The 13,418-nt window shown below is 37.2% G+C and carries 10 protein-coding genes and 1 tRNA gene; 5 read left to right on the plus strand and 6 right to left on the minus strand.

Annotated elements, in window-relative coordinates:
- The first annotated feature begins 375 nt into the window (after positions 1–375).
- Complete coding sequence (locus LEP1GSC190_RS14370) at positions 376–2,043, plus strand: GGDEF domain-containing phosphodiesterase (protein ID WP_162882183.1); 1,668 nt, start codon at positions 376–378, stop codon at positions 2,041–2,043.
- Between the two features lie 228 nt (positions 2,044–2,271).
- Here the strand turns inward: LEP1GSC190_RS14370 and LEP1GSC190_RS14375 are convergent, their stop codons facing one another.
- Positions 2,272–3,144, minus strand: coding sequence for a hypothetical protein (locus LEP1GSC190_RS14375; protein WP_036034677.1), 873 nt, complete (start codon positions 3,142–3,144; stop codon positions 2,272–2,274).
- A 76-nt stretch (positions 3,145–3,220) separates the two neighbouring features.
- Here LEP1GSC190_RS14375 and LEP1GSC190_RS14380 point away from each other — a divergent pair, with 76 nt between their 5' ends.
- Together LEP1GSC190_RS14380 and LEP1GSC190_RS14385 are read left to right on the plus strand one after the other, a co-directional pair.
- Positions 3,221–3,781: a polyhydroxyalkanoate synthesis regulator DNA-binding domain-containing protein gene (locus LEP1GSC190_RS14380; RefSeq protein ID WP_002748788.1), complete on the plus strand. Its 561-nt coding sequence runs from the start codon at positions 3,221–3,223 to the stop codon at positions 3,779–3,781.
- A 51-nt stretch (positions 3,782–3,832) separates the two neighbouring features.
- Positions 3,833–4,708, plus strand: coding sequence for a HEAT repeat domain-containing protein (locus LEP1GSC190_RS14385; RefSeq protein WP_002748862.1), 876 nt, complete (start codon positions 3,833–3,835; stop codon positions 4,706–4,708).
- Positions 4,709–4,873: 165 nt separating this feature from the next.
- Here LEP1GSC190_RS14385 and LEP1GSC190_RS14390 read toward each other — a convergent pair.
- Both LEP1GSC190_RS14390 and LEP1GSC190_RS14395 read right to left on the minus strand, forming a co-directional pair.
- Positions 4,874–4,950 (minus strand) — tRNA-Val (locus tag LEP1GSC190_RS14390).
- Between the two features lie 272 nt (positions 4,951–5,222).
- Positions 5,223–5,801 (minus strand): DUF1569 domain-containing protein, encoded by a 579-nt coding sequence (locus LEP1GSC190_RS14395; RefSeq protein ID WP_002748823.1) that lies wholly within the window; start codon positions 5,799–5,801, stop codon positions 5,223–5,225.
- A gap of 1,015 nt (positions 5,802–6,816) precedes the next feature.
- Between LEP1GSC190_RS14395 and LEP1GSC190_RS14405 the strand changes: the two genes are divergently transcribed.
- Entirely contained in the window at positions 6,817–7,989 is a 1,173-nt protein-coding gene (locus tag LEP1GSC190_RS14405) for an AraC family transcriptional regulator (protein ID WP_002748762.1), read from the plus strand.
- Positions 7,990–8,424: 435 nt separating this feature from the next.
- Here LEP1GSC190_RS14405 and LEP1GSC190_RS14415 read toward each other — a convergent pair whose 3' ends face one another.
- Together LEP1GSC190_RS14415 and LEP1GSC190_RS14420 are read right to left on the minus strand one after the other, a co-directional pair.
- Complete coding sequence (locus LEP1GSC190_RS14415) at positions 8,425–9,399, minus strand: hypothetical protein (protein ID WP_002748729.1); 975 nt, start codon at positions 9,397–9,399, stop codon at positions 8,425–8,427.
- A 65-nt stretch (positions 9,400–9,464) separates the two neighbouring features.
- On the minus strand, positions 9,465–9,968 hold the full coding sequence (locus LEP1GSC190_RS14420; protein ID WP_420844312.1) for a tellurite resistance TerB family protein: 504 nt from the start codon (positions 9,966–9,968) through the stop codon (positions 9,465–9,467).
- Positions 9,969–10,084: 116 nt separating this feature from the next.
- Here LEP1GSC190_RS14420 and metG point away from each other — a divergent pair, with 116 nt between their 5' ends.
- Positions 10,085–12,199 (plus strand): methionine--tRNA ligase, encoded by a 2,115-nt coding sequence (gene metG / locus LEP1GSC190_RS14425; protein WP_002748821.1) that lies wholly within the window; start codon positions 10,085–10,087, stop codon positions 12,197–12,199.
- 594 nt (positions 12,200–12,793) lie between these two features.
- Here the strand turns inward: metG and LEP1GSC190_RS20410 are convergent.
- Positions 12,794–13,021, minus strand: coding sequence for a hypothetical protein (locus LEP1GSC190_RS20410; RefSeq protein WP_002748795.1), 228 nt, complete (start codon positions 13,019–13,021; stop codon positions 12,794–12,796).
- Between the last annotated feature and the right edge of the window lie 397 nt (positions 13,022–13,418).

Genomic DNA, 13,418 nt, shown 5'->3' on the forward strand with positions numbered 1-13,418 from the left:
CTGAGGCCAAGTGATTAATTTGTTCTGCATCCGTATACGGCTTGAAAAATTCCATTTCGTATTAAGAAAATGATTTCTAGTAATTCGATCCCAAAAAAATCATCTCCGATCTCTTTTTCATTTCACTGTTAAAAAACCTACAATAACTACCAGAAAATGAAAATAAATCAGTTTAACTTTTCAATTTTCTCATTCGAACGAAAACTCTCATTGGTTCTACAAAATAATTTTATAAAGAGAAAAGATAAAAACAATTTTCCATGGAACTAACTGAAACAAATTGCATTTTTCTATATAAAATTATAATAAAAAATATTTTGAATTATAGTACGGATTTCATTATTGCTATCTGACGTTACAATTTCATACATGGGAATGCAAATACAAAACCTATCACCGTCCTTGCAAAGATCATTGTTGTATTTTTCGGATCAATCGACGGAAGGAATTGTTGTTTTGGACCGTGACTGGAAAACCGTGTATGCAAATCATAAATTTCAAAATTTTTGGTCCTTCCCAAACTTCCAAGTGCTTTATGAAAAGATAATACCTCTTCTGAAATCCAAGGAAAATCAACATTTGGAAAACGAGACGAACATATCCCATCTTCTTCAAGAAATCGAAGATCCCGAAGATTCCTTTTTAGAAGAAACGAATTTCCAGCTACAGCTCAGCGTTCACAATTTTGAAGACTCTTATATGATTCGGTTTAAACCTCAGCCGAATGCACAACCCAAAAAAGAATACGAAACAGGTCACTGGGATCGAAACACGAATCTTCCCAATCAAAAATATTTTTTAAATCATTTTGGAAAACAAATCACCGAAGACGAATCCGCCATTAACGGACATTTTTCATTTTTGATTTCCATATCCAATCCGGACTCGATCATATCCGAAGAAAATAACTCTTATTTTGAATATATTTACGCGAAAGTAGCCGATCGATTGAAAAAGTATCTTAATCGAAACGACCACTTATTTAGAATTGAAAGCGACAAATTTTTAATTTCATCCGTACATGTAGATTCTGAAATCAAAGCGGAATGGTTTGCGGAATGCGTCCAAATGCTTTTCGATTTTCCTTTCACTTACGAAGAAAGAGAATTCCATCTTAACGTGAACATCGGCTACACAAAATTCGATCCTAAATCGGGATCGGATATGAACGCACTCGGAATGCTAAAAGAGGCTCTCCAACGATCCTGTTTACTCGGCCCAAATTCCCTGTTCTACTATGACCAAGACGCAATCGCCGCAACTTCGGAAAAAGCGAAAATCGAAATCGACCTAAGAAAGGTACTAAACCGAAACGAATTGGAAATCCATTTTCAACCCATCATCGATCTAAAAGAGAACCGATTTTTTTCTATGGAAACTTTGGTACGCTGGAACCATCCGGAAAAAGGCAAACTTCTTCCCGGAAGTTTTATTTCGATCGCCGAGAGTTCCAGTTTTATCAAAAACATCGGGGAATGGATGATCTGGGAAACGTTCCGATATTACGAAAATTCAATATTAAAATCGGAGAATGTCTCCTTATCCCTGAACATATCTCCGAAACAACTCGGCGATAAAAACATCTTTCCGCTGCTTAAAGAAGCGAGCGACTATTATAAAATCCAACCGAGTCATATCATTTTAGAAATTGTAGAAGATTCTTTCGATTCAAGAGAATCCCAAATCGGCAAGGTCATCACCTCTTTGAAAGATTATGGATTTAAATTCGCGATCGACGATTTCGGAAAAGGATATTCTTCTTTAGGAAGGCTCATTCATCTTCCGATCGATTATATCAAGTTGGACAAAATGTTTCTTTTCAATTACTTTCAGACTTCCACTCGCGCGGTGATTACTTCCATGGTAAATTTGGTGCAAGCAATGGGCAAGGCGATCATTGTGGAAGGAGTGGAAAACGAAATACAACACAAGCTCCTTCGAGAACTCAATTGCAATTTCGGACAGGGGTACTATTATTCTCACCCGATGGAAATCGATCTCGCGGAAAAATTAGTTCGAAATAAGGAAACTCCCTTCTCTTAAGGATCGGTAAAATCCCTACAATAACGATTGTAGTGAAAATTCTCACCAAATCTGAATGGATCGTGATCTCAAGTAAGTTCTCGTTTTGATCAGAATCGTCGTCGGGAATTGAGGCATTACGTTTCTTCGAACCATAGTGAAGAGAGTTCAAGCGGAATAGCTCGCTTTTGAATACGATCGTATTCTGCGAGCGAATTACCCGCCTTTTGTTCTCTTAAACGCAAACTCTCAGAGAAACTCATTCATCCAACCGAGTATTTTTCTCTGTTTGATTTTTTCCAAATGAGAACCGGACAACTGAGTCGGTGCGGTTTTTTCGACTCGAATTTCGGTAGGTTGAATTCCAGTTCTAAACTTAAAGATTAATCTTTTAAAATTTTCAGAACCATAACTTTCTCCTTCCAAATCTGGAATAGAATAATTCAAAATTTCGAATATTTCCTTTTCTGAATATAATTCCTGACAGAAGTCTCCGATCCCAGCGGAAAGATCTTGAAAAAGATTTTCCCGTCTTATGTCCCTGATTCCAATCACGGACGGAAAAATCCCTCTTTGAGGCAGATTCTTCAACCGATCCACCGTCTCCCTAACGTTCAATCTTTCCCAATCCACGAAAAATAGGCCGGGCTCGTATTCCTTAAATATTTCCCTGAGCGCGGATAACTCTTTACAAGGAATCGTCTCCCATCCTAGAACTTTGAGATGAGCCCGAATTCTTTGAAACAAAAGTGAATCGGGCCCGATTACGATCGAATTCAATCCTTTTTTTTGCAGAACATTTTCCAACGGGATATCGATGATCTGAGAGGTTTGAAGATCTAAAAAGTAGTTGAGACCTTGTTGAAATAATTTCTTTAATGGAGAGGATTCGATTCTTCCGATCAATAAAGGTTGTTTCGACCAATCAATTGCGGTTTGTAAAGAATCAACCTCAATCATTTTGCGAACAACGATTTGTCCGGAATTTGATTCCGGAAATCTTCCGGCTTCCGTCCATTCTTGAACTGAAATTTCTTTCCAATCCAAAAGTGAGAACAGTAACCTTTCTTCCTTTTTTGTAAGCCCGTTTAGGAAGAGACAATCGAACAATAGGCTTGCCATGGGTATTTTGCTTGACCGAAGACTTTTCCGACGAATCCTATAATTGTGCAATGCGCAAAAGACGCAACCAATTAAGATGAAACTTCTAAAACGATACGCGAATCGAAGGCTCTATGATCCCGAGACGAGTAAAACAATCACTCTTGAGGATGTAGCGGATATGATTATCAATGGCGAAGAAATTCGTGTGATTGATAACATGTCCGGTTCCGATATCACTCCGAAAATTCTCGGACAAACTTTTCTCAAAGTTTCTCTGGGACAAAGAAACGAAGAATTTTCAAACTTCATGCTTTCGGCTCTGATTCGAGAAACCGGGAAAGATATAAGTTCCCTGTTCGGCAGATTAGTCTTAGGTGGAATTGGTGCGAATTATCTCACTCGAGATCGGTTGGAAAAAATTCTTCAATCCATGATTTCGTTAGGCGAACTCAAACTCGAAATGGCCACGGAATTCAGAGATGATCTCCTTACACATATGGCGAACAGGGCCTCCGAAAACAAGTTGAGAATCCAAGAAGACCTCAAAAAGATCGGTAAAGAACTGGAAGATTCCACGGAAACCAATCTACCACTAGAGGACTTATCCGAAAAAATCCGTAAAATTGCCAAAAGCGTAAAAGAAAAAGAAGCCTGAAACTTTAAGTCGACAATTTCAAAAACCGATATTAACAGATGAGGGAATGCCATGTTTAAAAATATTTCGATCTCTATCATTTCGTTTTCTATCAGTGTTTTGCCTTTATTCTCTTCGGATAAGGCGGTAGAATACGCCGATAAAGTATATTTCGAACAGGTTAGAAAACTCGAGTCCGGTTCTTATGAAGAAAAGTTAGACGCCGCAGATTATCTTAAGTTCGTAAGCAACAGACTTGCCGTCCGCCCTCTTCTAAATGCGCTTCGTGGAAATCCTAAAGTTCCTAAGTCTCTTGAAAATCATCCTTATCTCAAATTTACTGTCGCTCAAGCCCTTTCCGTAATAGATCTGGAAATTGCAATCAAACCGACCATAGAAGAATATAAAAAATTAGAACCCACCATCCAAGAGAAGGACGAGCCTTATTTCACTTCGAAGGAAGACTATACGATGGTGATGGCAGCCGGTGAAATTTTAAGAACGATAGGAAGTTATCCCTATGCGAAAGAATCTGAAGACGTTCTTGTAAACGCCCTCGGCCATTCGAACTATTATATCCGCGCCTCAGCCGCCGACGGTTTAAAATATATGAACCGCAAAGAAACCGTGAACTTTCTTGTTTCCACTTTGGAAAAAGAAAAGAACGATTTTACTAAAGCGGCAATCTTAAACTCCATCATTTATATCATGAGGGTTGCCGATAAAAGTTTTTATGCTCTCTGCGATATGCTGAAAAGTGAAAGCCCTTCGGTTCGTTATAGAGCTTCTATGGCTTTGGGCGAAGTGGATTTAAAGGCCGCCGAATTTCATCTTCGTCAGGCTCTTTTGGTGGAAGACAAACAAAACGTTCGCGATCAGATTCGTAAAGACTTAGCGACTGTTCTCGGTTTTAAACTGCCCACGATTTCCGTAATCTTTGCAGAATAAGAACCAAATTTTTAAATTCTCCTAAATCAAAAAAGAAAAACCAAACCAATACCTGAAAGCTCCGAACTCGGGGCTTTTTTATTTTGTTCGGATATTTTTTTGAAATGTAAAGAGTTCCCGCATTTTTAAAAACCGAGAAATAACCAAAAACGGCATTTAAGAAAGTGGTGGGAGATACTGGGATCGAACCAGTGACCTCTACCATGTCAAGGTAGCGCTCTAACCAGCTGAGCTAATCCCCCAATCAATCGCTTTCCAGGATTTGTTTCCCGCATAATTCGTAAAGAAGATTCCTATCTCTTGAAATTCGTTTTCAAACTTCAATTTCTAGGATTCCCATCAAAATCTAAAAATCTGGATTTTCATTGGAAAAATTCTAGAACTCTAAGAAACTCTCTCATTTACTTTGAATGCTGTTATACGATACCATAATTTTTAAGATAGAGTACAGCCGATTTTAAAATCAGGAAAGAGCAAAACATTTTGCGAAATACAATACCGAAATTTATCTTTTTCAAGAATGAAAAGTTAAAAAACTAAAATGATTGGCAATATGCATCGCATGTGCCAAATCGTATTCTTCCTTAGATAAACTTCCGTAAGCGAAATGAGGTTTCAATTTTCCGTCATAAGTTTGAAATTTAAGAATGGTTTCCTGTAAAGTCGAAAGGCTTTCCTTCCAATCCGTACCGGTTCGTATTTCCGTAGCACCGGGTATCGGAGCCTCTAGATCGTGGGACATTTTTTTGGAAAATACGAAGTTTAAAAAGACGAGCTTTCCGATCGTATTCTGAAAAAGAGCACTTTTATTTTCGGGATAACCTTGGATCGAATATTCGATCGATTGAGCACAGTGAAGAAACACTTTGCCCGCATCCCAAGCTCCATATCCTCGAATTGAATTCAATTTTTTGAATACTTCTAATTCATTTAACACTTGGGAAAGGGAAACAAAAGACAGATTTCCATTCACGACTCCCCTCGGCTCGGAATTACATCCGGTCAAACTCGGCACAATTGCTCCGCTCGCACCGATGAAAACGAAAAGCTTTACGGAAGAATTCAAAAATTCCCTTCTATTGAGTTTCTGCATATAGATTTTTTCTCTTATGGTTTCTGATTAAAACGCTCTTATTGAAAACATATAACAAAACACCTCAATCCTGCGTCTAAACAGAGATTCGTCTCAAAACTCATATTACCCTATTATGTAAAAATCAGTAAAGTCGAATCTTAGAAGAATTTTTGAATTCGATCATCCATTTCGATCCTGATAAAAGAATAAAATCTCCGCTCTGCAAAACAATGGAGAAAACGGAGGTTTTTTTCATTCAACCGTTAAACCCTTCGTTTGTCTCGCCATTTCAGGATAGAATATAAGTTTTTAAGAAAGCTCCATTTTGTTTGAGTTCCTCCGAAATTCTTTTCCGGAAAAAAATGACTCCTTCAAAAGTTGAAAGAAGCGTCAATAACTTTAGTTTTTTTGCATATATATCAGACTCTAATTCAAAATAATCAAAATCCAAGACCCATTCTTGAATACAAACAACTTCCGGATCGAAGGCACAAATCTATTTCCGTTCGAAGCGTTTCGTTATTCCCCCGAACTAGCGCGAAAATCGTCCTATACCAATTCGATTTGTAAATCCTGTTCTAAAAACGAAAAAGCAGTAAAATACTAGAATATCCGTTGCAACTTCATTTACAATCGATTCTACAGTCAAAAGTATGTTGGAACCGATTAAAATCTTACCATCACAAAAAGCTTAAAAGATATGCACACGATTCAACTTACCTTGGAATGGCGAAATTTCGATCCTTCAACTTTCCCGTCGTTAAACAAAAAATCGTTTTAGTAAAAAACAAAAATCGCCATCTTCTCCAACTACAAATTCTTTTAGGTAGTTCAAATTATAACTTTCAAAAAACATGCAAAAGCGCGGAAGCATTTTGTTATAACCGATATGGAGAAAACTGTTTGCTTATAAGAACAACAAAGTATATTTTGAAAGAATTGTTTGCATAACCAAACGGAGATAATATTTCTTCCCTATAGAAAAAAGTGTTTCTGGGAGCAATAGGAACAAAAACAATAAAAGGATTCGAATGTGGAAGAGATTGAATATTATTCTTTAGCGGCAACGTTATACTCTATGATTGCCGTATTCGGAGTTCTCAAAAGCAACAGACAAAAGAATATCTCTGCCCTGGTGCTGTTTTTCTTAATGGCTTGTACTTTTTGGTCTTTTACGGCCACGATTTTTACCTCGGAAAATACTCTTGCAAAGAAATTGGCTCAGTATTTTTACACTTACTTTTCGATTGCAGTTGCTTTCTTATTTATAAGTTTTGCAACAAGTATGAAGCACGATAATTTCCGGTATGTTTACACTAACTTTACAGTTCTTCGGAGATTATTTCTGCGTAGTTTTGCTTCCACTGCTGCCATCGTCGTCCTTTGGGATTTGCTTGGCGAATTCAAAATTCCTAATCTTTCCCAGGTAATATCTTTAGGAATCTTTTTATTTTTCATTTGCCTTCTATTTCATGTCTTAATTCTTTTACGTTCTGCCAAAAACAAAGAAGCCCTAATAAAAATTCTTCCTTCCATTAGTTTATTGCTCGTAATCAAACTCACGGAAGTGTTTCGTCACTTTGAAAACGTAAAAATCATCGAGCCAATCAATAAAATTAATTATTATTTTCTAATTCTTTCTCCAATTATCTTGAGCGAATGTATTTCGGTTCTCTCCAATATTCAAAAAAACCAAAACGAACTTTTATTAGTCAGCAATTCATCTGGGGAAAGAATCTCGGATCAAAATTTTTCTCAACGAGATTCCATTCAAGACAAAAAATCTCTTTTGGAAGACCTTAACATCGAAAAAGTCGAAAGTAAACTCACGGAATTGATGCAGAGTGAAAAAATTCATCTGGATGAAGAACTTCGGCTTCCTTCTTTAGCGTCGGAGATGGGGCTCTCCGTACATCATCTCTCCGCTTTTTTAAACGAACACATGGGAATGAATTTCAATTCCTTTATCAATCACCACCGGGTAAAAGAGGCGAAAGTGATGCTACTTGACGAGCCTGACCGTTCCATTCTTTCGATCGGAATGGCTGTCGGTTTTAGTTCTTCCTCCGCATTTCACAGGGCATTTTTGAAAGAAGTTAAAAAATCTCCAAAGGCTTTTCGAGAAGAAAATTTTCCCAATTATAAAAGTAAGGAAAACCAAATGGGTAACTTAGGCTCCTCTACCAGATATTCCCATTCGATCTAAAAGTTAAGCGTCTGTCCCAAAACGGTTCTTATATATCGTCTTAGTACGTATCATTCTATATATCTGGAACATTTTTGGGATGATCATTACAGAATATTCTTCACTTACCTCTGCGATTGTCGTTACTTTCGTTTCTATGCCGGCACGATCTACGTTTCAATGGTGCGTCGAACCTTCGTAATTGGCGGCTTGATTCTTTTTTTAGTTGTGTAACTTTTGTTTTTTGTTCATTTTCCTTTTTTTCTCTCGAAAAAAGGAAAATGCATTCCAGGACCACAAATCACTCAATTTCTAACCACCAATTGTCAGAAAATCACCATTGGAAAAATTTCCGCATCAGAGACCGAAATGAAATGTAACTGCGACAGAACTCGGTCCTTTCGATCACAGACCGAAAGGAAAGTATGTATATTATAAATTTATTATGTATAAAATTTAGCGCGAATGGCGTTTGTAAGAACGATTTCTTCCTATAAGCGTATACAATCCCTTTGCTACGGTTTGAAGCATCCTCGTCATCACTCCTTTCAATTTGATTTTGAGGAATAATTCCAATACGAGCTCTCTAAGTGCAAGGTCAAAAGGTAAGTTATAATTTTGCCATACAATCGTAAAATGAAACGGATAGCTCTGTTCTGATTTATCTTGAGAATGTGGAGCGAAATGTATTAGAGTTCCTTCCAAGGTCGTTTCGTCTGAATTGATATGTTTGAATTCCACATAAATTCGAACCCTGTTTTTAAGAAAAGGAAGCGGAATCACCTGTAATCCCGCAAGTTCCGACCAAGTGATGTCGCTTAACGATAAAAACCCTCTCATTTCTCCGTCTAATACTCCGATTTTAAGGGAACCTCTTTTACCGAGCCTACAAGTTCCGCTTTTGGTTCTAAATAGAACTTCAAGAGGAGATCCAGAATCCATATATCCGCCTTCGATTGCAATATCGTGCAATTGAATCGTATAAGTAGGAGTTAAAGTTTTATCCACAATCGAAATCGATCCGTTTTCTATTCTCATATTCTGAAATACGATCTTTCCACGTTTAGGCATCAGTCCTATTTTTTTATAAGGACTGATGATATTCGTATAGTCCATATGAAAATTTTTGAATATAGAAGAGGAGATTCTCAATTTTCCTCTGAAAAGGGAAAAAAAATCAATTTTCAGATTTAAAGAGGAAACTCTCGCATAGACCTGATCCGTTTTCAATATCCCGGGGAATTCGACCGTACAATTTTTAGAGACTACGTAAAAAATTGGAAGTATCACTCCAGAAGAAAACCATCGAAATTTGAAATGACGAAACGAAAAAAAATTAATGAGAAGTTGTAAAACCGGACCGGAAACCAAAAACTGAAGACCGGCATAGATGATTAAAAGATATAATAACGTTTCCTCCACCCAATTCACGGAACTGATTCCTTGAAATTGGATGTTTGAAATAATAAAAAGCGACCGTTTCTCAAAAGATAGATTTACTTCTTTTTCTCAAGAATTCTACTTTCGATATTCTTCTTATCCATCGAAGATATTTCGAGTTCCTTCGCGAGATCATCCAAGAACTCCCTTTCTTTTTTTGTAAGAGCTCCGTCCATCGAAACGATGACGCAGGCGTCTTCGTAAAAACCGGCCGCCATGATCGGATTTCCTTCCGAAAAATTACGAACCGTTTTTACGGGAAGAGGATTTTCAAACACGTCCGATAACTCGCTGATGATGGAAGTTTTTTCGCCTTGATGATCGAAGAAGATACAATCTTCCTCAAACAGCGCTTTCACCATCTGCCCAACAAGACTTCCTTCTTTTTGATGAAAGATTCCGTCGGCCATACAGGAATAAGACCAAATGCTGACGAGAACCTTTGCATAGTTCATCTTCAAATGGAATATCTCTTGTTCCGGGTTCATTTCTTCTCTGAACTTTTCATAGAATTCATGTCCCGGCAGGACTTTACTTGCAAGGGATGAAAGATTTTCCATTGGCATCGAGGTTCCCTCCAGGTTTTCAGGAAATTCTATCCGAACTATTGATTTTGCAATGAAAATCCGAAAAGAAAGACGTTGATTTTGACCTAAATTTTAAGAACCTGACTTTTGTGAACTCTTCTTCCATTCAAAGAAAGATATTAGTTACTTCCGCACTTCCTTATGCAAACGGACCGATCCATTTAGGTCACGTATTGGAAGGTATTCAAACGGATATTTGGGTTCGCTTTCAAAAAGCGATTGGAAACGAATGTTATTTTTTCTGTGCAGACGATACGCATGGAACTCCCGTAATGTTGGCAGCACTCAAAGAGAAAATAACTCCGGAACAACTTATCGAAAGAGTTGGACAAGAACATTATGCAGATCTAACCTCTTTCGGAATTAATTACGATAATTATGATTCCACACATTCAAAAGCGAATCAAGAAATTTCCAAAAATATTTACCTGAAATTGAAAGAGAAAGGCCATATTTCGAAAAGAAGTATCGAACAAGCCTACTGTGAAAAGGATCGAATGTTTCTTCCCGATCGTTTTATTAAAGGCACCTGTCCCAATTGTAACTCGAAAAATCAATACGGAGACAACTGCGAGGTTTGCGGGACGACATATAATCCGAAAGATTTGATCGATTCCCACTGCGCTTTATGTGGAACTCCTCCCGTCATTAAAAACTCGGATCATATCTTTTTTAAACTCGGAAACTTTCATAAAAAGACAGAACAATCGAATGTGGATTTCGATTTACAATCATGGATAGAAACGAGCGAAGCTGTTTCCGAATCAGAAGGAGTTAAAAAGAAATTAAAAGAATGGTTCGACGCAGGGCTGCAAGACTGGGACATCTCCAGGGACGGACCTTATTTCGGCTTCGAAATTCCAGGTGAGAGAAATAAATATTTTTACGTTTGGTTAGATGCTCCCGTCGGCTACATGGCTTCCTCCAAAAACTTCTTTGACAAGAATTTTCCGAACGAACCGAACAAATTCGATTCCTTTTGGAAGGATAAAAATTCGGAAATCGTCCACTTTATCGGTAAGGATATATTATACTTTCATACTTTATTTTGGCCCGCGATGTTGGAAGGAAGCGGTTATAGATCACCTTCTAAAATTCACGTTCACGGTTTTATCGGAGTAAATGGAGAAAAGATGTCCAAATCTCGCGGCACTTTCATCAAAGCGAAGACGTTCGTGAAATTCTTGGATGCGGAACACCTTCGTTTTTACCTAGCCGCAAAATTAGGTCCCGGAATGGACGATATCGATCTTTCTTTTGATGATTTCGTAAATAAAGTCAACGCGGATTTAGTCGGGAACTTAATCAATTCCGTTTCTAGAGTTTCCACCACAATTTTAGATACATTGGATCGAACGTTAGGAACCGTTTCCGAAGAAGGACTCGCGCTCCTTGAGGAAATTCTGACTCAACCAGTTAAAGCGGGCACGGGAGACAACTCAATTCAAAACATTATAAAAATTGCGTATGAACAAAGAAATTATGCGAAAGTTATGAGGGAAATCACCCGTTTGGGAGATCGAGTAAATCGTTACGTAAACGATAACGCCCCTTGGAAACTTATCAAAGAAAATCCAGAAAAAGCGAGAGAAGTCGTGACGGTCGTTTTGAATGCAAGCAGATTTCTAGCGATTTATCTCTACCCCGTTGTCCCGAAAATTTCAGAACAAATATATAAGTTACTGAATTTGAAAGGATCTCCCGAATTCAAAGATCTGGATAAATCTAAAATATTAGAAAAAACGAAAATAAATCCGTACGAAATGCTCACCAAACGTGTGGACGAAAAGGCAATCAAAGTTATGTTGGAAGAAAACAAACAATCCGAATATCCGAAAAAAGAAGAAATTTCCAAATCTTCCGATAAGGAAGAACAAATTGAAATTTCGATCGAAGAACTCTCTAAGGTAGAATTAAGAGTCGGCGAAATCGTGGAAGCGGAATCAGTCGAAGGAGCGGATAAACTCGTAAATGTAAAAGTGGATCTCGGTGAACTCGGGATTAAAAACGTTTTTGCGGGTATCAAAATCGCATATCAACCGGAAAATCTCAAAGGTTTGAAAGTTGTCGTTGTTGCCAATCTCAAACCGAGAAAAATGAAGTTTGGAATTTCAGAGGCGATGTTGCTTGCTTCCGGCGAAGGAGAATCCTTGAGTTTATTCGTTCCTCATAAGGATGCTAAACCGGGAGATCGATTGAAATAAGCGGATTATGGAACTGCATTGCGACCTACGCAAACCCACTCTATTTGTGCCGAGACAAATTTATATGCGTAATTGAAAATACAGTTTAAAAAATCATTATAATTTCATTGTTATTTCTAGAAAATGTTTTTTAAATTTTAAGCGCTAAAAAAAGGATAACTTACAGCCCCTTAAAGACCAGCCGTGACAATTTTAATAAATCACTTTCCATGTTGGCCCGTATGGAGGATCATCCGTCGAAGCTACCGGAAAAACCTAGTTCCGAAGAAACAAAAGTGAAATAGATTTTTAAAATACAATAAAATTCTAAAATTTGAAAAACTCTTTCCTTTAAATTCCTCTTACTTACTATTAAAAGTTCGAATATAAAACCACCAAACTTTCATTTTAAAATATAATAAATTTTAAGAAGAAATAAGATTTTAAAAGTTCAAAATTCGCTTTTGAACTTAAATTTTTTCAAGAATCTTTACTGAAAAATCTCCGCCCTTTCTGCTCGTATGGTCCTAATCCGCCAAAAACAAATTTAGCTCCATTCGGTAAGATAGCAGAGTAATGTCCGTATCTCATATATTGTAAATTGGGCAATCTACATCAAGTATCCGTGTTTGGAAAATATCTTAGGTTGTAAATGACATATGCAGGAAGAGGAATATCCGGATTTGTCAGTTCGGAAACTTCCTCGCCAACCAGAAGATTTGTGTAAGAGGGTAGAAAGACTGTGCTTTGATTAAAATCTTTACTTTGGTCGGGAACTGTGTTTTGGGGATTAGAATGAGTTTTGAAATTTAACATAGAAGAAATTAGTCCCAAAGTTGACATAACGTGTTCCTCAGCCGACTTGCCCTGTTGATAAAATGTTAAAAATACTTAACTAAGCATAAGTATAAAAATGTTTCTTAACATATTCTTGATTTCCACAAAGAAACTCTAAAAAGGGTTTAGAGTTTTCTTTAATTCAAACTGTTTTTTCCTTTAAATACTTGATCGAATGATCCTGTGCCATTTTTTTAAAAAAATTCTTGAGACTTTTAAGAACTGGCAAAAGATTCCAAAATCAAATAAGAGTCTATCCCAAAACCTCAGAATGTAGAAACTCCGAACGAGAATGTTCCAACAAAAAGTCTGTCTGAAAGTCCATAAAACACCAAAAGGCGTAATTTGTGGGAACTTTTACATTTTATTACGGATTTACTGAATGAATGTAATTGATTTCTTC

The sequence above is a fragment of the Leptospira mayottensis 200901116 genome, assembly GCF_000306675.2.
GTDB classification, from domain to species: Bacteria; Spirochaetota; Leptospiria; order Leptospirales; family Leptospiraceae; genus Leptospira; species Leptospira mayottensis.